This window comes from Halorussus halophilus (genome assembly GCF_008831545.1).
In the GTDB taxonomy this organism is placed as follows: Archaea; Halobacteriota; Halobacteria; order Halobacteriales; family Haladaptataceae; genus Halorussus; species Halorussus halophilus.
In genome coordinates this window covers 439,725-463,054 of sequence record NZ_CP044524.1, presented here as the reverse complement: position 1 = coordinate 463,054, position 23,330 = coordinate 439,725, and the positions used below count along the sequence as shown (strand labels likewise).

Annotated in this window: 21 protein-coding genes and 1 pseudogene; 7 read left to right on the top strand and 15 right to left on the bottom strand. The window is 61.1% G+C overall.

Annotated elements, in window-relative coordinates:
• Nucleotides 1-157: 157 nt before the first annotated feature.
• From F7R90_RS20275 to F7R90_RS20265, 3 genes and pseudogenes are all read left to right on the top strand, one after another.
• Nucleotides 158-1,648, top strand: coding sequence for a hypothetical protein (locus tag F7R90_RS20275; protein WP_158059377.1), 1,491 nt, complete (start codon nucleotides 158-160; stop codon nucleotides 1,646-1,648).
• Between the two features lie 90 nt (nucleotides 1,649-1,738).
• On the top strand, nucleotides 1,739-2,833 hold the full coding sequence (locus F7R90_RS20270; RefSeq protein WP_158059376.1) for a DUF354 domain-containing protein: 1,095 nt from the start codon (nucleotides 1,739-1,741) through the stop codon (nucleotides 2,831-2,833).
• A 254-nt stretch (nucleotides 2,834-3,087) separates the two neighbouring features.
• Nucleotides 3,088-3,891: pseudogene (locus tag F7R90_RS20265) on the top strand (glycosyltransferase family 2 protein); the annotation flags it as partial.
• A 45-nt stretch (nucleotides 3,892-3,936) separates the two neighbouring features.
• Here the strand turns inward: F7R90_RS20265 and F7R90_RS20260 are convergent.
• Both F7R90_RS20260 and F7R90_RS20255 read right to left on the bottom strand, forming a co-directional pair.
• On the bottom strand, nucleotides 3,937-4,860 hold the full coding sequence (locus F7R90_RS20260; RefSeq protein WP_192498507.1) for a glycosyltransferase family 4 protein: 924 nt from the start codon (nucleotides 4,858-4,860) through the stop codon (nucleotides 3,937-3,939).
• A 32-nt stretch (nucleotides 4,861-4,892) separates the two neighbouring features.
• Entirely contained in the window at nucleotides 4,893-6,092 is a 1,200-nt protein-coding gene (locus F7R90_RS20255) for a DUF354 domain-containing protein (RefSeq protein ID WP_158059373.1), read from the bottom strand.
• 255 nt (nucleotides 6,093-6,347) lie between these two features.
• On the opposite strand from F7R90_RS20255, the gene F7R90_RS20250 reads away from it, so the two are divergent.
• Entirely contained in the window at nucleotides 6,348-6,641 is a 294-nt protein-coding gene (locus F7R90_RS20250; RefSeq protein ID WP_158059372.1) for a PadR family transcriptional regulator, read from the top strand.
• A gap of 53 nt (nucleotides 6,642-6,694) precedes the next feature.
• On the opposite strand, the gene F7R90_RS20245 is transcribed toward F7R90_RS20250, so the two are convergent.
• The 7 genes from F7R90_RS20245 to F7R90_RS20215 form a co-directional block, all read right to left on the bottom strand.
• The gene (locus F7R90_RS20245) at nucleotides 6,695-6,994 is read right to left on the bottom strand and encodes a HalOD1 output domain-containing protein (RefSeq protein ID WP_158059371.1); all 300 of its coding nucleotides are present in this window, start codon (nucleotides 6,992-6,994) and stop codon (nucleotides 6,695-6,697) included.
• 84 nt (nucleotides 6,995-7,078) lie between these two features.
• Complete coding sequence (locus F7R90_RS20240) at nucleotides 7,079-8,749, bottom strand: MBL fold metallo-hydrolase (RefSeq protein WP_192498482.1); 1,671 nt, start codon at nucleotides 8,747-8,749, stop codon at nucleotides 7,079-7,081.
• A gap of 134 nt (nucleotides 8,750-8,883) precedes the next feature.
• Nucleotides 8,884-9,705 (bottom strand): phosphosulfolactate synthase, encoded by an 822-nt coding sequence (locus F7R90_RS20235; RefSeq protein ID WP_158059369.1) that lies wholly within the window; start codon nucleotides 9,703-9,705, stop codon nucleotides 8,884-8,886.
• Between the two features lie 82 nt (nucleotides 9,706-9,787).
• The gene (locus F7R90_RS20230; RefSeq protein ID WP_158059368.1) at nucleotides 9,788-9,985 is read right to left on the bottom strand and encodes a hypothetical protein; all 198 of its coding nucleotides are present in this window, start codon (nucleotides 9,983-9,985) and stop codon (nucleotides 9,788-9,790) included.
• Nucleotides 9,986-10,047: 62 nt separating this feature from the next.
• Nucleotides 10,048-10,821, bottom strand: a complete 774-nt coding sequence (locus tag F7R90_RS20225) for a helix-turn-helix transcriptional regulator (RefSeq protein ID WP_158059367.1) — start codon at nucleotides 10,819-10,821, stop codon at nucleotides 10,048-10,050.
• 158 nt (nucleotides 10,822-10,979) lie between these two features.
• Nucleotides 10,980-11,138 (bottom strand): DUF1059 domain-containing protein, encoded by a 159-nt coding sequence (locus F7R90_RS20220; protein WP_158059366.1) that lies wholly within the window; start codon nucleotides 11,136-11,138, stop codon nucleotides 10,980-10,982.
• Nucleotides 11,139-11,234: 96 nt separating this feature from the next.
• Nucleotides 11,235-12,131, bottom strand: coding sequence for a sulfurtransferase (locus tag F7R90_RS20215; protein WP_158059365.1), 897 nt, complete (start codon nucleotides 12,129-12,131; stop codon nucleotides 11,235-11,237).
• 149 nt (nucleotides 12,132-12,280) lie between these two features.
• Between F7R90_RS20215 and F7R90_RS20210 the strand changes: the two genes are divergently transcribed.
• Nucleotides 12,281-13,222 (top strand): hypothetical protein, encoded by a 942-nt coding sequence (locus F7R90_RS20210; protein ID WP_158059364.1) that lies wholly within the window; start codon nucleotides 12,281-12,283, stop codon nucleotides 13,220-13,222.
• Nucleotides 13,223-13,233: 11 nt separating this feature from the next.
• Here the strand turns inward: F7R90_RS20210 and F7R90_RS20205 are convergent, their stop codons facing one another.
• The 4 genes from F7R90_RS20205 to F7R90_RS20190 all read right to left on the bottom strand — a co-directional run bounded on the left by F7R90_RS20205 (nucleotide 13,234) and on the right by F7R90_RS20190 (nucleotide 19,399).
• Nucleotides 13,234-14,577, bottom strand: coding sequence for an MmgE/PrpD family protein (locus F7R90_RS20205; protein WP_158059363.1), 1,344 nt, complete (start codon nucleotides 14,575-14,577; stop codon nucleotides 13,234-13,236).
• A gap of 187 nt (nucleotides 14,578-14,764) precedes the next feature.
• Nucleotides 14,765-15,292: a helix-turn-helix domain-containing protein gene (locus tag F7R90_RS20200; RefSeq protein ID WP_158059362.1), complete on the bottom strand. Its 528-nt coding sequence runs from the start codon at nucleotides 15,290-15,292 to the stop codon at nucleotides 14,765-14,767.
• A gap of 108 nt (nucleotides 15,293-15,400) precedes the next feature.
• Complete coding sequence (locus F7R90_RS20195) at nucleotides 15,401-17,554, bottom strand: BGTF surface domain-containing protein (RefSeq protein ID WP_158059361.1); 2,154 nt, start codon at nucleotides 17,552-17,554, stop codon at nucleotides 15,401-15,403.
• A 216-nt stretch (nucleotides 17,555-17,770) separates the two neighbouring features.
• Entirely contained in the window at nucleotides 17,771-19,399 is a 1,629-nt protein-coding gene (locus F7R90_RS20190) for a potassium channel family protein (protein WP_158059360.1), read from the bottom strand.
• A gap of 83 nt (nucleotides 19,400-19,482) precedes the next feature.
• Here F7R90_RS20190 and thiC point away from each other — a divergent pair, with 83 nt between their 5' ends.
• Entirely contained in the window at nucleotides 19,483-20,904 is a 1,422-nt protein-coding gene (gene thiC / locus F7R90_RS20185) for a phosphomethylpyrimidine synthase ThiC (protein WP_158059359.1), read from the top strand.
• A 9-nt stretch (nucleotides 20,905-20,913) separates the two neighbouring features.
• On the opposite strand, the gene F7R90_RS20180 is transcribed toward thiC, so the two are convergent.
• Together F7R90_RS20180 and F7R90_RS20175 are read right to left on the bottom strand one after the other, a co-directional pair.
• Nucleotides 20,914-21,234, bottom strand: coding sequence for a nucleoside triphosphate pyrophosphohydrolase (locus F7R90_RS20180; RefSeq protein WP_158059358.1), 321 nt, complete (start codon nucleotides 21,232-21,234; stop codon nucleotides 20,914-20,916).
• Nucleotides 21,235-21,400: 166 nt separating this feature from the next.
• On the bottom strand, nucleotides 21,401-21,679 hold the full coding sequence (locus F7R90_RS20175) for a winged helix-turn-helix transcriptional regulator (RefSeq protein WP_158059357.1): 279 nt from the start codon (nucleotides 21,677-21,679) through the stop codon (nucleotides 21,401-21,403).
• 374 nt (nucleotides 21,680-22,053) lie between these two features.
• Here F7R90_RS20175 and F7R90_RS20170 point away from each other — a divergent pair, with 374 nt between their 5' ends.
• Nucleotides 22,054-23,298, top strand: a complete 1,245-nt coding sequence (locus F7R90_RS20170; protein WP_158059356.1) for an RNA-guided endonuclease InsQ/TnpB family protein — start codon at nucleotides 22,054-22,056, stop codon at nucleotides 23,296-23,298.
• Nucleotides 23,299-23,330: the final 32 nt, after the last annotated feature.

Here is a 23,330-nt window from a genome sequence, read left to right as displayed (position 1 = left end):
GCTCGGAGCAGTTCCGATTCGATTTCCAGGATGCGAGTGTCCGACTGGTGTCAGGAACGGATGAAACGGTCGAGTAACACACCATTAAAAGAGATTAATCTGGCATTGAAACGGAACCAGAAGGTATTTAAAATATTAGTGTCACCTTGAAACCGGCATGGCACGCGAGCACGACGATAGTGAACGAGTAGTCAACCGTCGGTCCGTCTTGGGCGCTACCGGTGGCGGAGTCGCCACTGCGTTCGGTTTCGGAACGCTCTCACAGGCGAGCGACGTCGCGTCAGCAGCAGAGTACGATACGATTACCGTCCCCGCAGGCGGGACGCGGCGCATCAGCGTCGGAAGCGGTGAGACGCTCGAAAACGTCCTCATCGACATGACCGCAGACGGCGCGTCTGCCCAGATTCACGCGACGGGGTCGGACTGGGTTATTCGAAACGTCGGGTTCAAGGGAGAACACCCCGGCGGGCACCGCCTGCTCACGCCGGGCGTCACCGACAGGGACGGCCAGGGTCTCATCGAGAACGTCTACCTGGGCGACGGCCAGACCCCACGCTCGGGGAACGGCGCTATCTGGGTCAACGGAAATCTCCCGCACAAGGGGACCATAACGTTTCGAAATGTACACTTAGCGCACTTCATCGACAACGGTCTGTACGGCACCCCGAGTAGCAAACAGATCGACGGCGTCGTGAACGTCGAAGACAGCTACTTCAACAGCAACAACATCGCCAACATCCGACTCGGTTCGGGTAGCGGTCGTCCTTGCTACGTTCGCAACACCGTCGTCAAGGGCGGGAGCGTTCGGCCGTGTGGCGTCGGTTGTTCGAACCCCGGCGCGACCATCAGCCGCGGCGTCTGGGCCTGGTGGGGCGAAGTCATCGTCGAGGACTCCGACATCGGGAGTTCACCCGCGAAGGTCGTCAACACCAGCAAGGGAGACCCGGAAGTCATCAGCCAGAACACCCGGTGGGGGAGCGACGCCAACACGGGCCGCGTCCCGAGTGGCGTTCCGATGACCGCGGAGGAGGCCGCAAGCGGCACGTCCTCCGGCTCCGGCGGCGGTTCCGGTAGTGACTCCGATGACTCCACGACCACCCCCGACGACCAGCAGTCCGGGACCGTCCTCGAACTGGTTTCGGCCTCGAACGCTTCGACGGTCAGCTACGAGTTCGTGGTCGATGGCAGCGTCCAAAAGCGCACGTCGGCCGGCGACGTCGCCGCGGAGAACAACGATAGTGTCAGTTCGAACGGCGACGGTTCAGTGACGGTGTCCGGCGTCGCGGGCAACGGCTATGGCGACTCGTATCTCGTGGACGGCGACATTACGGAACTGTCGCTCGACGAGGACGTGTGGACGGTGACGTACGGCGGGGAGGAAGTGACGCCGTCTGACTTCGCGCTGCCGAACAAACTCGTCATAGATGGAGGCAACGCGCCGAACGCGGTCAGCGAGTACACGTTCACCGTGAGCGGCGAAGTTCGAAAGAGCGACGCCCTCGGGTCTATCAACAGCTACGACGAGGCTTCGGACGGGACCATTTCCGGGCGAGTTGTCGGCGGCAAAGACGGCTATCGGTTCTCCGGAGAAATCACCGGCTTCGAACTGAGCGGTCCCGCCAGCGTCCAGGTCGAAGACAGTTCCTAACCGACTCTTCTCCCCTCGTTTGAGGGTTCCTACCGGCTGAGGACGCTCCGCATAACAATACGTCGGACGGCACAACTACGCGTTGAAGCAATGAGGTACTTACTGTTCACGAACACGCCGGCGCACGTCCACCTGTTTCGGAACGCCATCGAGGAACTACAAGCCCGTGGACACGAGGTGCTGGTGGTAGCCCGCGACTATGGGTGTACGCTCGACCTGTTGTCCTACTACGACATCCCCCACGAAGTGTACGGGAAACTGGCGACGAACAAGTACTCGCTCGTCCGCGAACTCCCCAAGCACTACTGGAGGATACTGAGTTTGGCACGGCAGTTCGAACCGGACAAGATACTCGGCATCGGCGCGTACGCGGCCCACGCTGGGGCGGTCACCGGGGTTCCGACGGTCCTCATTACCGACTCGGAGACGACGCACCTCGACCACGCCATCTCTCGCCCGTTCGTGGACGCGTATCTCACGCCCCACACGTTCGGCAAGGACCTCGGCGAGAACCATCACGTGTTCCGCGGATTCAAAGAGTGTGCGTACCTCCATCCTGACACCTACGACCCTGCAACGGACGTTCGCGAGAAACTCGGCGTCGAGGACGACGAACCGTACGTCCTCGTCCGGCTGAACGCCTTCGGGTCGCACCACGACGTCGGCCACGAGGGTATCAGTCCTCGGAAGGTGGGCCGACTGGTGGAAGAACTATCTGACCGCGCGACGGTCTTCGTCTCGAACGAAGCCGGGGAGATGGACTTAGCAGCGTTGCCTGCTCAGCCATTCGACTTGCACCCCGCGTTGCTCCACGACGCGCTCGCAGAGGCGGACCTGCTCGTGGCGGACACACAAACGATGGTCACAGAGGCCGCGTTGCTCGGGACTCCTGCCATCCGTTCGAACTCCTTCGTCGGTGACGGCGACATGGGCAACTTCGTGGACCTCGAACAACACGGCCTCATCTACAATCTCCGGGAGTTCGACGCGGTACTCCAGACCGCGAAGCAACTGCTGGACGACGAGAACACCGAGGAAGAGTGGGCACGTAAGCGCGAGCAGTACCTCGAAGACAAGGTGAACCTCACCGACCTCATCGTAGACGTGGCGACGGACCCCGCGAGTCTCGAAACGTTGCCGACGAAACTCACCTACGACCAGCGCGAGCAGGGTGCCTTCGCCTGACCAACGTGGGTCCGTTCGAACGGCGGTTCACGGAGAAAAATAACGTTCCTCTCGTCTTTTTCCTGCGTTCGCTCTGCCTGACCGAGCGACAGGTGGTCCTTGTACCAACGTCAGCGGCCCCAATAATCGAACAGACCGGATATAACAAAGTTACTAGTCGTCAATCTGTAAGGTGAGAGCCGATATGACGGAGCAACTCGCCCTCCACGGCCCAGTAGACCGAGTGTCAATTCTCACGAGTGTGGTGTCACAACATGTATAACGAACAGACTGTCGGCGTCGTCGTCCCGGCGTACAACGAAGCGGGGTTCGTCGGCGAAGTCATCGACACGATACCGGAGTACGTAGACCGCATCTACGCCATCGACGACTGCTCGACCGACGAGACGTGGCAGGAGATTCAGATGCACGCAGAGCAGGCGAACGAGACCGACCAAGAGTCACGCCAGAAGGTACTCGCCGACGGTGGTGTCGCCGACCGGGACGGCGGCGTCTCAGACCGAGTAATCCCGATTCGCCACGAGGAGAACCGCGGCGTTGGCGGGGCGATAAAGACCGGGTACAACCGAGCGTACGACGACGGTATCGACGTCACAGCCGTGATGGCTGGCGACGGGCAGATGGACCCCGAGAAGTTACCGCGCCTGCTCGACCCCATCGTCGCTGGCGAGGCAGACTACACGAAGGGGAACCGTCTGATGTGTCCGGGGTACCAAGAGGGGATGCCAAAGTTCCGACTGTTCGGGAACCGGGTCCTGACCCATCTCACCCAGATTTCGAGCGGCTACTGGAACTCAGGCGACCCACAGAACGGCTATACCGCCATCTCGTACGACGCGCTCGACGCGCTCGACATCGACGAACTGTACGACGACTACGGGTTCGCCAACGAGCTACTGGCGCGTCTCAACGTCCACGACATGCGGGTCACCGACGCCGCGATGCCAGCAGTGTACGGCGACGAGCAGAGTAGTATCGAGTATCACACGTTCATCCCGAAGGTGTCGAAGTTGCTGCTGAAGAACTACGTCTGGCGGCTCAAGACGAAGTACGTCGCACAGCGAGCGAAGTAAGTCCACAAAAATTTTTTCTTCCGTACCTCGCTACAGCACCGTCTCGTAGACGCCGCGAATCCGCTCGCCCATCCGTTCGAGGCTGATGTCTCGGACGGCTTCGCGGCCGTTCGAGTGCCGAGGTTCTTCTAACACGTCCACCAGTCCGTCCACGAGGTCGTCGTCGTCGTCGCTGACCGTCGCTGGCGAGACGCCGTCCATCCGCTCGCGCACGTCGCCCACGTCGGTGGAGACGACCGGCAGGTTACAGCTCATCGCTTCCTTCACGGAGTTTGGCGAGCCTTCGCGTCGGGAGGTCAGCAAGAGCGCGTCGGCGGCGTTCATGTAGGTCGGGACTTCGGCGTGGGCAACCCCGGAGACGACCTGTAGCTCAACGTCTGGCCCGACTTGCTCGTTGGCCCGCTCGACGATTTTCATCGCGCGAGGGTGGTCTTTCACCTCGTGGGTCGTCGGGTACGGGAACAGAACGTGTCGAGCGTCGGGGTCCCAGCCGACTTGTGCTCTGGCTTCCGCAGTCGGTCGGGGTGCGAACCGCTCCGTGTCGATTCCATGGGGAATGACGTAGCAGGGCTCGCCGAGTTCGCGGGCCATCTCGTCGGACATGACGATGACCGCGTCACAGTGGTGGGCACAGCGCTTGCTTAGCCAGCCGTACTCGCCCATCAAGTCCGACCCCCACAGCGAGAGGACGACCGGTAGACGAGCCTGTGCGAGCGCCATCGGCGCGGTCAGCCCGTAGTTCGCGTGGACGAGGTCGTACCCCGAGAACGACTCGCGGACCACCTTCGGGAAGTATCGGACGTAGTCCAGCGGTTTGCGGTCTACGTCGCCGTCCGTGAAGTGGTCGCCCGGCGGGGTCGAAGTCGTACACTCGACTCCCTGTCGAGTGAGGACTTTCGTCTGCTGTTGGTAGAAACGAGCGTCCCGGTTCGAGACGAGGTTGAGGACGCTCAGGTCAGTAATCCCTTTCGGGCGTTGGGTGACGCTCATCGCTTCCCTCCGTCGCCGCGTCGGTTTGTTCGTCCGTCGCCGCGTCGGTTTGCTCGTTCGTCGTCTCGCGTTCCCCCGTCGCTCCGCAACTTCTCGGGGTCGAACGGAAGCATCGGTCCGGTCTGCCCGCCCCCACGCGCCGAGATTCCCTCGACTCGCTCTGGCGTGGTCGGGGTCGCGGCCACGTCGAGCAGTACGTCGGTGAGGTTCACCTTGTCTTCGAGATACTCGTCGCGTTTCTCCGGCCAGTCGGCTTTCGCGTCCATCTCCAGCAACTCGGTCGCAATTTCTAGCACTGCGTCGAACGCTTCGAGGTTGTAGATGAGGCCGTGTCGTTCGAGGTCCACGAAGTTGCCCATGTCGCCGTCACCGACGAACGAATTGGAGCGAATTGCGGGCGTGCCGAGTAATGCGGCCTCCGTCACCATCGTCTGCGTGTCTGCCACGAGCAAGTCTGCTTCTGCGAGTGCGTCGTGGAGCAACGCGGGGTGCAAGTCGAACGGTCGCGCCGCCGTCTGCTCGATTGCCATGTCGCCCCCCTCGTCCGAGACGAAGACCGTCGCGTGTTCGGAGAGCGCCTCCACGAGTTCGACGCGACGCTCGGGCGTGAACCCCGCTTGTCCGACGTCGTGATGCGAGCCGAAGGCGTTGAGTCGGACGATAGCGTACGATTCGTCCTCATCGACACCCAACTTGTCGCGGATGTCGGTCGATGGCTCGTACGTCTCGGGGTGGAGATACGCCAACTCCTTGAACCCGCGGAACTCGTAGTGGTTCTCGCCGAGGTCCTTGCCGAACGTGTGGGGCGTGAGGAACACGTCCGTCGAGAGCGACGAGAGCGCGTGGTCGAGGTGTGTCCCTTCCGAGTCGTCTACGAGGACGACAGTCGCCCCCGTTACCGCTCCCGCGAGTGCGGCGTAGGACCCGCGGCCGAAGACGCAGTCAGGGTCGAACCGCCGTGCGAGTCTGGCGAGTTTGTAGTAGTGTTTCGGCAACTCCTGCACGAGTGAGAACTTCACGGTGCCACACTCGCCGTACAGTTCGTACGGTAGGTCGTGGTACTCCAGCAGTGCTTTCGTACAGCCGTAATCTCGGGCGAGGACCAGTACGTCGTGGCCACGCTCCCCGAGTCGTTTCACTGCGTGACGGTACTGGTGGGCTTGTGCGGGAGTGTTCGTGAAAAACAGATATTTCATGTGTCTTCTCCATCGACGCTCGTCGGCGCACCTATCGGTACGTCTCCGACTGTCATGAGGGAGAAATCGTCTGGATTCCGTATTGTTATGCGGCCCCTGAAACGTTCAGCGTGTTTCGAAGACGACGGCAATTCGAGAACCGAACTTATCGTCTGCCGTCGCGTGACCCATCCCGTCCCCGACTCTGCCCCATCCAACGGGTTTCAACGGCCACCAAGTTTATATTTATACGATAACTATCATGCAGTGTAACCCATGCACGACCTGACTGGTTTCCAGCGTGACCTGCTATACGTCATCGCCGGAGAGGACGAGCCGCACGGCCTCGCAATCAAAGAGGAGTTGGAGAACTACTACGAGAAGGAGATCCACCACGGCCGACTCTATCCGAACCTCGACACCTTGGTCGAGAAAGGACTTGTAGAGAAGGGCCAGCGTGACCGCCGAACCAACTACTACGTGCTGACCGACCGCGGCGACCGCGAAATCGAGGCTCGACGCGAGTGGGAGGGAGACCACCTCGAAGAGGCGGCCTCTGTCTCCGCGTAGTCTTTTCCGAAAACTCCGTTTTCCGTCGTCACCGAAACTAACGTCGTCTCCCGTTATCGGACGAGGATGGTACCGTCTGCGCGGACGGTCAGGTCGTAGCCGTGATACCGAAACGAGAAGAACCAGTCGTCTGCCGAGTCGGCCGTGTTCTCGAAGAGGACGTTCTCTGCCGCCGGGTAGAGCGCACCCGAGAGCGGATTCAGCTCGGACTCCTCGACGCCTTCCTCCGCCGCGACTGCTCCGACGACTGCGTTCCCGAGCGTCTCCTCGTTCGACGCCTCGTACCGAACTTCCGGCGTCGGTGGCGACTCCGTCCTCGTCGGGGATTCGACGGTCTCGGTGACGTTTGACATGACGATTCGCTGTTGGGTATAGAGTAGCAAGACGAACCGCGTTAAACTGGCCAGCATTTAAGTCGGGGAGCGCAGAAATTTCCGTCAGTCCGACTCGGAAAGAATCAGGTCCAACTCCTCGCCGTGTTCGAACTCTGGGTCGCCCTCGACCACGCGCAACAACGTTACGTCCTCACCGGCGTCCACGACGCGTGCCCGAATCCGAGACTCGGGCGCTGAGACCGCGTTCTCGATAGTCTCCAGCCGACTGCGTAGCTCCGCTTGGAATTCACCGTCGAACTGTTCGGTGGCTGTCTCTTCCCTCGAATCGTCGCGCTCGGTGGTGCTCGCATCTGCTCTCGCGCCGTCGTTCGTCACCGCTTCGTCGTCAGTTCCGTCCCGAGTGTTCACGTCGGGCATCGACGGTGAACGGAACTGCGATTCGAGTTCGTCCAGCAGCAATCCCTCGGTCGAGAGATCGAGCGACGACGAGTCGTCGCGCTCGACGGGCGGCACGTCGTCCCAGCCTTCGACTTCGCCGGTTCCAGTTCGGACGCCGTTCTGTCGCCAGTCCTGTCGTCGGATGGCGTCTGCGGCCGCTTCGTCCAACCAAGGTGGCGCGAGCCAGCGACCGTCGTCGTAGAGGACGTTCTCGTCGTCGGTGGCTCCCAACCAGACGAACCCGTCGTCGTACCGGCCGCGATACTGGTTCAGTTGCCGCCGCGTGCCGTGCCCGACGACGATTTGAATCGGGTCCAACGCGGAGACGACTGAATCGACAGTATCGAGCGTCGGGTGGTTGACGAGTTCGAAGTCGTAGACCGTGCAGGAGGCGGATTCGACGGGGTTCGTCGCCCCACCAGTGAGTTGGACGAGTGTCGCGGCCGCGTCGTCTTCGATTGCGGAGAAGAGCGTCCGGGAACTTCCTTCGACCGGGATTTCGGGACCTGAAATCGTAATTCTGCCGCGTGCGAGGAGCTCCGAGACACCGTCGAACACGGGGACCGTTTCGACGTTCGGTACGTCGTAGTCGAGGTCTTCGTACAGTTTGGCTGCCTGCCCGACGAGCGTAATCGGAACCGAGCAGTCGAGTTGGTCGCTGAGGTGGCCGAGTCGGTACGCCATCGAGACGCCGGTCAGACCGCTTGCTGTCAGGAGGACGGTCGAACCCTCTTCGGCGCGTCGAAGTGCAGTAGAAGTCGCGTCGGTGAGCGTCCGTTCGACCCCGTTTCGGGTCGTCCCGTTCGTGATGAGTGCGTCCACGTCGGCCGGAAACGTCGTCGCGAGACCAGGGTACCCACCAGCGGTGCGGGTCGTGAAGTCGCCGGTCACGAAGACGTGATTGTACTCCTCGTCGTCGCGGAACCGAAAGACGAATCCAGCTCCACCGGGGACGTGTCCTGCTGGAACCGCACGAACGTCTACTTCAGCGAGCAGAGAGGTCCACTCCGTCACGGGGGTCAACGCGTCGAGAACGTCGTCCGAATCGCCGATGTCGTAGTTCTTCTCGCCCTCGGTCAGCACGTGTTCGAGGACGTTCGCCGTCGGTTGGGAGGCGTAAACGGGCGCGCCGTGTCGGAGCGTTTTTGACAGCGACACGTAGTGGTCGAGGTGTGCGTGAGTCAGCAGTACTGCGGTGAGATACTCGTCGTCGCCGAGCAACGAGTCGAGGTCTACCCCTTGTCCAGAATCGACCAGTACGCAGGCTGTCTGTCCGTCGAGCGCCCCTTCGAAGCGGAGGAGGTAGGACTCTCCACCGCTCCGGGGATTCGCCACTTGATAACTAAACCTCATCGCCTCGGTCGCCACTCCCTTCGATGCGCCGGGTGAATCATGCCCAAACCCACAGACGTTAGGGATAAATTATTTCCGGCGGATATAGTGGAAGTTTGTCGTTTATTGGGTTCGAGCTATTCCCGGTCGTATGATGCGATACGGCCCCACGAACTCTTCTTGCCCCACAGTCCCGACCGCATACATTCTAGCTCTACTATCTGTGAGTTATCTACAAAGAGATTTACCTCCGGGCCGAAGTTCTTGATGTACCACTCGAACACCTCCGGGTCGGCGGCTTCGAAGACGCAGTTCTCGATGCCGACTTCGTTGGCGATTTCGAACGCCACGTCGGTGCGCCACTCGCGAACTCGCTCGGTGATGCCCTCCGATTCGACCATTATCTTGTACGCACCCGCGTCGAGGTGGCGTTCTGCCTCCCGGATGGCGCTCGCGGGGTCGATGGCAGCCTCGCTTTCGAGTTCTTCGACCGATGACGCCCCACCAGCACCGAACTGTACGTTGATTTCGGGTTTGGCCTTCAGGCCCTTCTCCTGCACTAACTCCGTCAGTGCCACCAAATCGTCGGTGTCGATGGCGAGGAACCCGGACGATATCTCCACGACGTCGAAACCGAGGTTCCCGGCTTCCTCTACGTACTGCTCTACCTTGTCGTAGTCCTGCACGAGGACGTGTTCGACGAATCCACCGGTCGAGACCTGTACGTCGTAGTCGTGACAGACCGAGATGAGTTCCTCGACCACGTCCTCGGGCATCAGTGCGAACGACCCGCCCGAGAACTTGTAGATATCGACGTACTCGCCCATCGTGTCGAGGATGTCCTGTAACTCCCGGGGCCCCATCGGGTCGTAATAGGGACCTCGTATCTCGGTGATACCCTTCTCTCGTGGCTTCGATTCGCGTTCGTTGACGTGTAGAAAGTCGAATGCTCTGTCCATCGGAACCCCCGGCCGGGGTACGACGAACTGGTACAAAGGCGTTTGGCGAACAGGGGCGTTTGGCGAGCGAAGCGACGGCGGATTACGAGTCACCCGAACGTCGAGCGAGCAGATAGTACGTCGCCACATACGTGCCGATTCCGGCGACCACTCCGGCAGGAATACCGACGAAGAGCGACGGCCAGATGCGAGTGCTGAGTATCTCGGTCACGAGTGCTCCGACGAGTAGAAACGAACAGACGGCCGCGAGTGCTGACACGGCCGCGTTGCGAACGTTCATCGGCGGAACGTCGAAGTCGCGCCTGCTAAATCTGTCGGCACTGCTGGCGACGAGCGCCGAATTTAGAACAGTCTGACGAACTCCGACTGCTGCTGGTACGTCTCGTACAGTGTTCCGGTCCACGACACCACGTCCCGGTCGTCGGACTGGACGAACACGCGTTGGATGGCGTCCTCGCCGTACGACGCGAGGGTGACGCGCTCCTCGCTGAGGAACAGTTCGAACGGAATCTCGTCGTGTAGCCGGACGTTGAACCGCCCCGTCTTGGCGGCTTGACGGGACTTGCTCCCGTAGTTCTCGAACAGAATCTCGACTGCTTGCCCGTCGAAGATAGCGTCTACGTCGGTCCCATCGAGTGCCTCCCGACACAAGGCGTCGATGTAGAACGGCGAGACGACGTTCGAGAACATCCGCAGGGAATCGGCCTCCGTAATCAGGTCCACGATCTGTTTCGTCCCGCTGTGGACTGCCGACGAGTCGGCCTGAAACACCTCGGCGTCCGCGAACGACTCGACCGGAACGTCCACGTCAGCGTCGAGGGCGTCCAAGAACGGTGCGAGGTGGTCGGCAGCCCTGAGCTTCGTTCGAACCGCTTGGAGCGACTCGGCGACGTGGTGGCCCGTTTCAGTGAGTGCCACTCGGTCGTCTTCTTCACGAAGTAGCCCCTGTTCGACGAACGAGTTCGTCGCTCGCTGGACGGTAGACCGAGAGACGGGCAACTGCTCCGGAAGTTCTCCTTTCTCCATTGGACCGTCGCGTAGTCTGGTGAACAAACTCGTCCGTTTCGTTATCTCGACCAGCGCGTCCTCGTCTCCTCGTTCGCTACTCTCGGTCACTCTTACCTGTAATCGAGCGTTCGACGGTTGTAGGAATTTTGGCCATACGACTATAGGTTTAAGATTTTCCATCTTGAGGGCTACTAAAAATGTGTTCGAATCCGTTCAGGCCACAGATTACCCCATTTTACCGAACGACGTGCGTCTCGTGGTGACAGTCACGCTTCTTCGATTTCGGGGCGGATGTCCGCCCGGTTTATCTCTATCCCGTGTCTCTCCTGTGCGTGTTCTTGGACGAGGTGGACTATCTCCTCGTCGCTGTCCGCACGTACCATGAAGGTACATCCCTGTTGGAAGCACTCGAACTGTCTTGGCATGGTATTCTTACTCGGGAAAACGAAAGAAAGGATATTAAGCTCTCGGGCTATTTTGTCTGAAGCCTGTCGGAAATAGACTCCAATATGGAGGCGTCGTTAGTTTTTCTCACCCGTCTCGATTGGCGCACGCACGAGGTTGCCCCACTCGGTCCACGACCCGTCGTAGTTACGCACGTCGCCGAATCCGAGCAGTTCGTGGAGCGCGAACCACTCGATGGAGGAACGTTCGCCGACCCGGCAGTACGCGATAATCGACTCTTCGCCGTCTACGTCGTGACTCGCGTACAACTCCCGCAGTTCGGCGGCGGACTTGAACGTGCCGTCGTCGTTCAGCACCTGCTTGACCGGGACGTTGCTCGCGCCGGGAATGTGGCCGCCGCGCTGGGCGGTCTCTTGCAGGCCCTCGGGCGCGATTATCTCGCCGCGGAACTCCTCGGGTGAGCGCACGTCCACGAGCGGCAGTCCGCTCTCGATGGCTTTGTCCACGTCGTCCTTGTACGCCCGGATGTTCTCGAAGGGTCCTCTCGCGTGGTACTCGACCCCCGGAAAGTCCGGTACTTCGTCGGTCAACTCGTAGTCGTTGTTCACCCAGTAGTCCTTCCCGCCGTTCAGCACGCGGGCGTCCTCGTGACCGTAGTACTTGAACTCCCAGTAGGCGAACAGCGCGAACCAGTTGGGAATCCACCCATCGCCGTAGAAGACCACCGTCGAGTCAGCCGAAATTCCGGCGTCTCCGACGACCTGTTCGAAGTCGTCTTTCTTCAGGATGTCACGCTCCTGCGGGTCCGAGAGGTCTTCGTCCCACTGCATCCCGATAGCGCCCGGAACGTGACCCTCGTCGTATCGTGACGGGAAGTCGTCGTCTGGTGATTCGGGGCTGTTGACTTCGACGAGTCGATACTCAGGGTCGTCGCTCCGGAAGTCGTCTAAGTGTTCCTCTACCCAGTCTGCCGAGACTAGTACGTCGTTTGCGTAGTTCTCGCTCTCGCTCATGGTTTCTCCACCTCGGAGTGGGTCACGACGGCCTAGGATAAATTAGGTTCTGCCGAGCGGGCAGAACGCTACGGACGAATCACAATTGGAACCGTAACGAAGCGAGTCCGCGAAACCGTTTTACCCTCGAATTACCAACACCTCGTCCAATGGGTAAGAATATCGCTTACCTTGGAGTCAGCAGTCCTTTGGCGTACGACTACGGTCGAGAGACGGACACGAAACCTCCTAATCCGGTCCTCGAAGCACCGCTGGGGCTATTCTTGCTGTACGACGAACTGTGGTTCCTCCACCCGTGCCTCTGCCCCGAGAACATGCAGGAGTTAGAGTACGTGCGGTTCCTCTCGGACCGGCATGACATCACGGACTACTACGAGTCTGTCGAGCAACTAGACGAGGATGAAATCCTCGGAGAAGAACCCCCGAGCGTTTCTCGTCGTCCGTGGAAACAGTACGGCGAGTTGGTGAAGCACGTCGCTCCGTTTGCGAAATACGACAATCACGGGCGGCTATTCGACTCACACTTCTATCCGGACGCTTCGTACGGGAACTTCTTGATCGACCAGTTCATCGCATCTGAACTAAACACGGACGTAGATTATATCGCAAATAGCGCGGTCATGCAGATACTCGACCCGAATCCGGACGTTCAGAGCGGACACCCCAAGCGACTATCCACCGCGGAAGAACTAGTCTCGCGGCGTATCGCGACCGACCTTCCGAATCTCCAGTCACCGAGGGGACCATATTTCGAAGCGGTGGACGACTTCCGTAACATCGACTCCATCGGGAGGTTCCGTGAGAAGTTGGATAGTTCACCGGAGGAACTAGACGCCGATAGCCTCGACAATGAGTTTCGAGAAGTGCGTAACCGCGTGTTTGCGGCCGAGACGGACCGCTCGAACGTTTACAAATCGGTCGTCTCGTTGATGCTGATTTACGCTCCGGGGGTCGGAAAGGCCGCCAACACGACCAGCAAGCTGAACGACATCGTCACGTACGACGCTCGGTCGAGAAAACACGGCTGGACGAACTTTCTAGCGAACGTCTCGTTGAACGCCACCGGCGAACAGCGAGATGCCCCGAACTAAGGGCCATCCGCTCAATCCAACAACTGCAACAACTCGCTCGCGTCCCGCGATTCTAACTGCAACACGGTCTCGACTATCTCTTCGCGTCGCTGTTCGTCGTAGCGTTCGCTCGCTGTCTCGTGGAACTTCGCCTCGATTTGCTCCCACGTCATCGGGTTGTTCGGGTGGCCCGCGAAGTCGTCTTTCTCGATTTCGTAGGCCGTGCCGTCGTCCATCGTCACCGTGATTCTCGCGGGCATCTCGCCGTTCTCGAATCGCTCGGTAAATTGCTCGTCTTCTTCTACTTCAACCGTCCGCAGGAGTCTCTGTACGTCCTCGCGTTCGATTCGCTCCGGTTCGTACTGGTCGTTGCCCATCTCGCGGTCGATGAGCGAGACGGCCAGCATGTAGGGCAGCGAGTGGTCCGCTTGGGCTTTCGTCTCTACTTCGTACCTGCTCCCCTCGCCGCCGCCGATGATGAGTTTCGCGCCAGCGAACGTGTCGAGGTGGATTTCGGAGACGTTCGCTGGGGAGATGTCCTCCTGCTCTGCCAGTTCGATGATTCCTTCGACCGCCGACTGAGCGTACGTCTCGGCGACGTACTTCTTCGCCATTACGTCGTGGACGCGCTCACCGGGCGTGAACTCCGCGTCGAATTCTCCCGAGACAATTTGCTTCCACCCTTTCTGGCCTTCGAAGAGGTTCTTCGGGCCGTCCATGCCGTTCTTCGCCAAGAACGTCGAGTACACCGCGTTCCGGGCGGCGTTCGCCGAGGCGATGCCCTTCCACTCCGAGATGCCCTCGGTGCGCGTCACCCTGAGTGCGTTGTGGGCCGTGCCCGCGATACCGACCGCAGAGCGAAACGCCTCTCTGTCCAGGGTTAGAGCCTTCGCGGCCCCAGAAGCAGCGGAAATGACGGTGTGGGTGACGTGGTCCCAGCCACGGTCCCTGACCGGTGCGGCCCACGCGAGGGCCCCCTGCACTTCGTAGGCGACTGCGATGGCAGTGAGCAACTCTTCGCCGGATGCGTCCGCGTACTCCCCACAGGCTAGCACTCCCGCGACGTTGTCGCTCGGATGTGGCGTCTCGCCCGGCGCGAGATACGAGTCCATGTAGTCGAGGTAGCGCACGAGTGCGGTGTTGTACATCGTCGCGTCCGGTGGCGACGCCTCGCCACCGCCCCAGAGCGAGCAACCCACGCCACCGAACTCGCCGACGGTGTCGCCGACGACGCCGACTGGTGCTTCGTCCATCGCCGCGATTCCGATGCCGAGCGAGTCGAGGACGCGCTTTTTCAGTTCCTCGACCGTCTCGTCACTCAAGTCGTCGAAGTCGAGGCCGAGTGCGAAGTCGGCGATTGCTGCGGTCGTTGTCATGCCAGCGACTGCGACGAACGCGGGCAAAAAGGGGGAACTGCGTTCAAGCGAAAAGGGAGACGGCAGTGAGAGAAACGACCGACAGAGAAACGGTAAGCCGGAATTATTTCTCGTCACTCGTCGCTCCTCACTCGCCGACAGAACGCCTCGTTCCCGTGTTCGTCCTGCCACGCGAAGGTGAAGAACCCTACTCGTCCCAGTAGATGCTGGCGGGCGATTCGTCGTCCGGGTCGGCGTCCATCGCGGCCAGTGCGGCGACCTTCTCGCGGTTTATCTCCTCGACCAACCCCATCGCTTCGTCGGCCCACGCGTAGAGGCCAATCTTCAGTCGTTCTTGGACTTCTTCGACGGGGACCGGCGAGTAGACGTGGACGTACCCACCCTCGCGGAGCAGTCGCTGGCGCTTCTCCAAGATGCCGATGTCGGTGAGGTGGTTCAACTGTCGGCCGACCGTCGAGCGGTCGATGTCCAACTCGTCGGCGAGGTCGGCGGCGGTCGCCTCTTGGCGTTCCATCAGACAGATGCAGACGCTCAGCCCAGTCTTCGAGATGCCGAACACGTCTCGCAGCACCAGCGCGAGGGCCGGTTCCTTCACCGGCGTCGCCTCGACGGCCGCCATCTGTTCGTCGCAACACGTCGAGGACGGGTCACCGAACGCGACGTTACCGCACGCGCTGCACTCGAACACCCCACGCTCTATGCCATCAGTACCCATACCCCGGGTTCGGCGTGGTCTCTCAAGAGCGTTTGGTGCGCGCGACGTGAGGAAGTTTCAGACCGGTAACCGCGAACCGGCAACCGCGAAAAAGCGACGAAGCGAATTTCAGCGGCGGCGTCGGAGCAGGAGCGCGCCACCGACCAACGCGATGGCGACTGCGACTAGTCCGACGAGCGGACCGAATCCGAGCGCGGGCGCGCTGGAAGCGTCGCCAGCAGTCGTGTCAGCATCTTCGACTGCCGCGTCACCCTCGGCGGCGGCCGCCGTCTCCGCCGCGGTCGTCTCCTCTTCCATCGTCGTCTCTTCTGCCGTGGTCGTGTCTGCTTCTGCTGTCGTCTCCTCAGCCACGGTCGTTTCTTCGGCCATCGTGGTCTCGTTCTCGGCTTCTGCGGTCTCTTCTGCCGTGGTCTCACCTGCCGTCTCGTTACCGGCCGTCTCACCATCGGCTTGTGCTCCGGTCACGTTACCAGTGGCGTTCGCCCGCGGGTCGTCCACGGAGACGGTGAAGTTCGCACCCGCTGGCACGTCCGAGAAGTCGAAGGTCGCTTCCCACGTTCCGTCTTCGGTCACCGTCGCCGTGGACCGTTTGAGGAACGGATTCGCGCCGGTACTCTCGACTTGGACATCCAGTTCGGTACCGGCCGCGACCGAAGCAGTTCCCGAAACGGTCGCCTGCTCGGACGGCGAGACGTTCACCTCGTCGAAGGTGACGTTCCGCGGGACGACCGAGAAGTTGGCGACCAGCGACGTTCCGTTGCCGGGTTCGACGTACGGGTTTGCCGACGAGACGGTGAAGTTCGCGCTGTACGTCGCGTTCTCTTCGAGCGCGTTGGAGTCGATGACGACGAAGAACTGGTTGTTCGAGTTGTCTATCAACAGATTAGCGTTGTCGAGTGGCACTTCCACGGACGGCTGATTTATCTCGCCTACCCGAGTCAATGTCATCGACAGCCCAGTCTGGTCGTTGTTGAGGTCCGAGACGTTCTGGACGTAGCCGGACAAGCCCGACGCCTGCACCTGCACGATTGCCCAGTCTTGGAACGCGACGTTGTCGGTCTGCGAGGCAACCTCCGACAGCGTCTGGACGTTCCGAACGCTCTCACGGTCCGGGGCGGTCCAGACCTGTATCCCTTCGGTCGAACGCTCGTTCAGTACGAGCGTCCCGACACCGGTTTGCGTACTACCGACGAACGTCCGAATCGGGTACGTCGCGGCGTCGAGTCGGCCCGGAACCGGGTCCGTCTGGAGCGAGTAGTTCTGTACCTGGTCCTCCCCGACTGCCGAGATGCCCGACTGATTGGCTAGTCCTGCCCTGTACGTGTTGATTCGAACCGTGGCGACGCCGTCGTCGTTCTGGTCCACGACGGTGAACCTCGCGAGATAGCCGACGTCGCGCGAACCGAGCGAGACGGTCGCCCGGTCGGTCTCGTTGAACGTGACGTTGAACGTGGCGACGTCACCTCGTTCGTCGGTCACCGTCGCGTTGCCGAGCGCGGCCGACCCTTCGACGGCGGGCGTCACCTGAATCGAGGCCGTGTCGGTGACCACATTGTCGAGCGTCCGAATCATGAAGTCGTAGGTGCCGGCTTCGACGCCGGTGAAGTTGGCGTCGAACGTCGCGTCCGAACTCACGTTTCGCGTGACGACGGCTTGGTCGTCACGGACTTCCACCGCCGGGAAGATAGACGCGACCTCCTCGGTGTTCAGCTGGTCGGAAGAGATTTCGAACCGGTACCCCGCCCTGTTCGATTCGAGTCGCAGGTCGGTGCGGGCATCTGGGACGTCGTCGTTCCGGACGACAGTGTCGGCGAACGTCGCGTTGAGTTCCTGTACGGCGACTTCCCAACTCGCCTCCTCGACTGACCCCGCTCCGGCCGCGGTGCCGTTGTCCAAGACGACCGGTTCGTTGTTCTCGTTCACGACGACGAACTCGCCGTCGAGTCTGCTCGTGCTGACGACGGCCGACCCGGTGCCGTCGAGCAACACTTCGGTGACGAGTTGCCCGGCTTCCCCGTTCTCGACTCGCCGAACCGACCAGACGGAGCCCGCGTCCGACTGGTTGGCCGAGAGTCGAAGGAACTGTCCCTGCCAGAACACGCTCCCTGAGTCGATGCCAGCGTCTGCGAGGCTGTCTGTCTGTTGTAACTCTGCGTGCTGTTCCTGCGTCGTCTCGGTCGCGCTCGCGGCTGCTAGTCCGCCGGTAAGCGCTCCGAAGACGACGAGTGCCGTCAGTAGTACACTCGTTCGTGTCTGTGTCATGAGTCCCCCATCCCGCATTTCTCAGTCTCGTCCGCCCGAACTGCCCCCCGGCAGGACGCGCGGAAGCTACTGCACTGATTCGGTGAAATTGGGTAAGTATCTTTTGACGGTAGGCCCGGTTTAACTGGAGACCGGGCGAAGGATCCGACTCGCGTTCTCCGGTGTATTACCGTCGAGCCATCTTCGTCGCGTGGGTCGCGCTGGCGTTTCGGACGGTCAGTTCGCCACCTTCGTGAACTCGGTGACACCCTCGTCGTCTCCGGCGATGATGAGGTCGTCGTCGCGCTGGAGACGGAACTCGGGTCCGAGGTCGGTGATGACCTCGCCGTCGCGTTCGACGGCGACGACCGTACAGCCAGTCTTCGAGCGAATGTCCGCTTCGGCGAGCGTCTGCCCGGAGAACCGGGGTGCGGACGTGCGGACGAGTTCGACCTGCTTGTCCATCGAGATGACCTCCTCGTCTTCGAGAATCGTCGAGGCGAGCATCCGCCCGCTGACCGTCGAGAGCGCCAGCACGTAGTCTGCACCCGCTCGGTATATCTTCTGGACGCTCTCGGTCTCTTCGGCGCGAGCGAGAATCTCGACGTTCGGGTTGAGGTCCCGCGCAACGAGCGTCCCGAAACTCGTCACCGTGTCGTCGGCCAGCGTGAAGAGGACGCTTCGCGCAGTCTCGATGCCTGCCTCTTCGAGCGTTTCGGGGTCCGTCGTGTCGCCGACGACATCGACGCCGGGTTTGTCGGCGATGTCCACGACGGTGTACGGGACGCTAGCCGCTGCGAGTTCGTCGGTGACAGTCGAACCGACTTCGCCGTGGCCGACGACGACAACGCGACCGCCGCGAGGACTGCGAACCGGCGAGCGCGTCAGTTCCTTCAGTCGTTCGAGTTGGCTCTCCCGACCCGCGACGAGCAACACTGTTCCGGCGTCGAGGGTCGTTCCGGGCGTCAGCGGTGTCTCGAACTCGCCGCGGAACCACGCGCCGAGGACGTTCGCGCCCGCTCGCTCGCGGATGCCACTCTCGGCGAGGGTACTGCCAACGAGGTGACTGCCGCGCTGGACGGGCAGTTCCGCGACCTCGAAGTCCTCGCCGATTTCGACGGCTTCGCCGAGTTCCGCGGAGACGGCCGTCTTGACCTTCCCCGCGAGGCTCTCGCCGACCAACTTGCGGGGCGACAGCACGCGGTCCACGCCGGCGAGTTCGTGGTACGTCGCGAGTTCCGGTTCCTCCACGACGCTGACGACCGGCACTTCGCTGGCGGCTTCTCTGGCCGTGAGAACGACGCTCACGTCCACCTCGTCCGAGGCGTCGGCGACGACCGCCGCGGCGGCCTCGACGTTGACGTTCGCCAGCGAATCGACCGACTCGGGGTCACCGTGGACGACCGAGTAGTCCGACTCGTAGAGTTCCATCGCCTGCTCGCGGTCGGGTTCCACGATGACGTACTCCATCTCCCACGAGGACAACTCCGAGATGAGCGTCTCGGTTCGCGGCGAGTACGTGCAGATGACGACGTGGTTTTCCATGTCCACTGTCGTTGGTAGGGTCGTCGAGACCGCCTGTTCGAACAGCGGCACGACGAAGACGGGCAGCGCCATAAAGATGAGGACGACGCCAGTCGCGTCCATCAGGATGACGAAGAAGTTCATCTCCGGGGTCTCCCACGGGGCGTCCGACCCGTAGCCGGTCGTCGTGAACGTCTCCACGACGACCTGTAACGACTGATAGAACGGCTGTGGACGGCCCTCGTAGACGGTCATCCCGTAGTCGTACGCCAGTGCGTAGACGACGACGAGGAGCGTGAGCGAACTCAGGTACGCGAGGGTTCGGCGCTGCCACTGGTCCATCGTCTGGGAGTTTTACCGAGGGGCCTAAATCTGTTCGGTCGGCATCCACAGCTTTATTACCTGGTTGTATTACCTAGTTATACATGACGCAACTCGAAGCGGCTAGAACCGGAACCGTCACCGAGGCGATGGAACGAGTCGCCGAACGGGAACGGGTGAGTGTGGAGTTCGTCAGAGAACAGGTCGCAGATGGGCAAGCAGTCATCCCAGCCAATCGAAACCACGAGTCGCTCGACCCGATGGTAATCGGCCGAGAGTTCGCTACGAAGGTCAACGCCAACATCGGCAACAGCGAGACGGAGAGTGGCGTCGAAGAGGAACTGGAGAAACTCCACACCGCAGTCCACTACGGCGCGGACACGGTGATGGACTTGAGTACCGGCGGGGACTTGGACCGAATCCGAGAAGCGAACGTCGAACGGTCGCCGGTTCCGGTCGGCACCGTTCCGATTTACGAAGCGGTCAAGCGAGCAGAGAGCGTCGAGGACATCACGGCCGAACTTCTGCTGGACGTGATTCGAAAACAGGCAGAGCAAGGCGTCGATTATCAGACCGTCCACGCGGGCGTTCTGTTCGAACACCTCCCACTCACGGACGGTCGGAAGACCGGCATCGTCTCGCGGGGCGGGTCCATCCTCGCCGAGTGGATGGAGAAGAACGGCGCGCAGAACCCGCTCTACACGCACTTCGAGGACATCTGCGAGATATTCGCGGAACACGACGTTACATTCAGTCTCGGCGACGGACTCCGGCCGGGGTGTCTCGCCGATGCGAGCGACGACGCGCAGTTCGCGGAATTGGAGACGTTGGGCGAATTGACCCGTGTCGCCCGCGAAAACGGCGTACAGGTGATGGTCGAAGGGCCGGGCCACGTCCCGATGGACGAAATCGCGTCGAACGTCGAGCGCCAGCAGGAGGTCTGTGACGGCGCGCCGTTCTACGTCCTCGGGCCACTCGTGACCGACATCGCGCCGGGCTACGACCACATCACGAGCGCAATCGGCGCGACAGAAGCGGCACGCTCGGGTGCCGCGATGCTCTGTTACGTGACTCCGAAAGAGCATTTGGGGTTACCGGACTCCGAAGACGTGCGCGACGGACTCGCCGCGTACCGAATCGCCGCGCACGCCGCCGACGTTGCGAACGGTCGTGAGGGTGCCCGAGACTGGGACGACGCGCTCTCGGAGGCCCGCTACAATTTCGACTGGGAGCGACAGTTCGAACTAGCCTTGGACCCCGAACGCGCCCAGTCGTACCACGACCAGACGCTCCCCGGCGACAACTACAAGGAGGCCCGCTTCTGCTCGATGTGCGGCGCTGAGTTCTGCTCGATGCGAATCGACCAAGATGCACGTGAGGCCGGAGAGATGGAGTCGCTGGACGACCAGACGAACCTCGAAAGTTCAGGGGCGGCCGAAGCGAACCGGCCACCGGTCGGCACGCACGAGTCGAGCGTCGAGACCAATACTACTCAAACTCCCGAACCGAGTACGGACGACGACTGAACGGGTCGGTTACTCGCTCCGCTGCTCCACGCGTTCGAGGACGATACCCTCCTCGAATCGCCCACGCTCGTCTGCTTTCTCCTCGCGGAGCGCGGCGAGCGTCTCGTCCTCGATTTTCTCTGCGTCTCTAATCGTGTCGATGACTTCCAACACGTCGGCTAACTCCTTCGGGTCGCCGCTCTCGCGAAACTCCTCGGCTTCCTCACAGAGTTTTTCGCGGAGACGGCGACGGTACTCTTCGCCTTCGGCGACGTGCGTGACTGGTCTCTCGTCGTTCTCGCGGATGACTTCGGGGATCCGGTCCCGGACGAGTTTGTCGTATTCGGTCACAGTGCTGTGGTTGCACGACGACTGGAAAATGTTTGTTACTGGCTTCGTTCGGGGAAGTCTGGATGGTCCCGAGTTCGCAACCCCAATGAAGACGCTTCAACGGTAGAGAACCATCTCTCGCGATTCGTCAGGTAACCGGTCGAAACGACACCCCGAAAACGCCCTCTCAGGCCGCGCCTGCTTCTTCGGCCTGTCCGGCCGTTTGGAGACACTCCTGAACCGACTCGCTCAGGACGTACAACTGCTTGCGTGCGTCGGGGATGTAGACCCGTTCCTCGACGGTGTCCTGCTCTTTCAGTCGCTTGAGCGAACTCCGGACGGTGCGGGCGGAGAGTCGCGTGCGGTCGCTAATCTCCTGTTGAGTCAGCGGTTCGTCGCTGTATTCGAGCACCTTCACGACTAACTTCGCACTCGGCGGGGCGTTGGCGTCGAGACAATCAGACATCTATCCGATGGTAACGCACGCGAGGGAAATATACGTTCGCTAACCTCGGTGAAAGGAGGTTACCTACTGGTAACCGCCGATTAGCTGAAAGTAGGCGCTAATCCCCCTTCCTCAAGGACCGAGGCGCGAAGCGCCGAGGGAGTAGGGAGGGGATACAGCGCCGCCCAATTCTCAAACGCGTTCGACGCTCGGCCCACAGACCCCTGTAGTCGCAGCGTTTATTGTGCATAGAGTATATACTATGCATACGATGAAGCGGACCACAATCACACTCCGAGAGGACCAACACGAGTGGGTTCAGGAACACCACCTGAATCTCTCGTCGTTCATCCGCGAGCGACTTGACGAGTACATCAAGGAACACGAGTAGCATCATGTATTACGCCTACAAGTACCGTCTCAAGCCGTCCGACGCCCACCGAGAGGAGTTGGACCGCCACCGAGACATTTGTAGGCAACTATACAATCACGCCCTCTACCGTTTTGACCAACTTCCCGAGGACGCAGGCACGCTCAATCAGCGTGTTCGGTCCATCCGAGACGAAATTCCGTCCCTGAAAGACTGGTGGAATGGCCTCTCGGACGTGTACTCGACAGTTCTGCAAACAGCGGTCATGCGACTTGAGCAGAACGTCAAATCACTCGGAGGACTCAAGGAGAACGGCTACGGCGTCGGCCAACTCACGTGGAAGCCACCACGGGAGTTCCGCAGTTTCACGTACAGTCAGTCTGGCTTCAAGCTCGACAAGAAAGGCGGTCAGACTGTGCTGTCACTCTCGAAACTCGCGGACATCCCGATTCGGCTTCACCGCGCCATCCCCGACGACGCGAAACTCAAACAGGTCACACTCAAGAAGGAACCGACGGACGAGTGGTTCGCTACGTTCGGCGTCGAACTGGACCGCGAGCCTCCTGAGCCACCTGAGAATCCCGAACGGTGCGTCGGTATCGACGTTGGGATTCTCACGTACGCCCACGACACCGACGGCACGGCTGTCGGGTCGCTCGACGTCTCGGACGAACGCGACCGCTTGGAGCGAGAACAACGAAAACTCTCGCGGAAACAACACGGGTCGAATAACTACGAGATGCAACGACGGCGCGTTGCGGAGTGTCACGCCGACCTCCGACGAAAGCGCCGCGACTTCTTGCACAAGTTGTCGAACTACTACGCTCGGGAGTACGACCTCGTGGCAGTCGAAGACCTGAACGTCGCCGGGATGATGGAGTCGCCGTCGAACAGCCGCAACACTGCGTCTGCCGCGTGGCGGACGTTCCTCTCGTTGCTCGAATACAAGTGCAAGCGAGCAGGGACGCACTTCGTGGCGGTCAACCCGAGAGGAACGACCAAGGAGTGCGCGTCCTGCGGCGTTTCGACGGACAAACCGCTGTGGGTCCGTGAACATTCCTGTCCTGCCTGCGGATTTGAGTCGGATAGGGACGCGAACGCGGCGTGGAACATTCTTTCTCGTGGCCTCGAAGATGTAGGAGTGGGACACTCCGAACGAACGCCTGTGAAGACTGCGCTCCCTGTGGATACCTCGGTATCTGCAAAGCGCGTCGTGGAAACAGGAAGCCCTACCCTCGAGGAGCGAACTGCGTCAGCCGTGAGCGAGTAGGGTAGGGTAGTTCACCACACGTCACTGTCCGA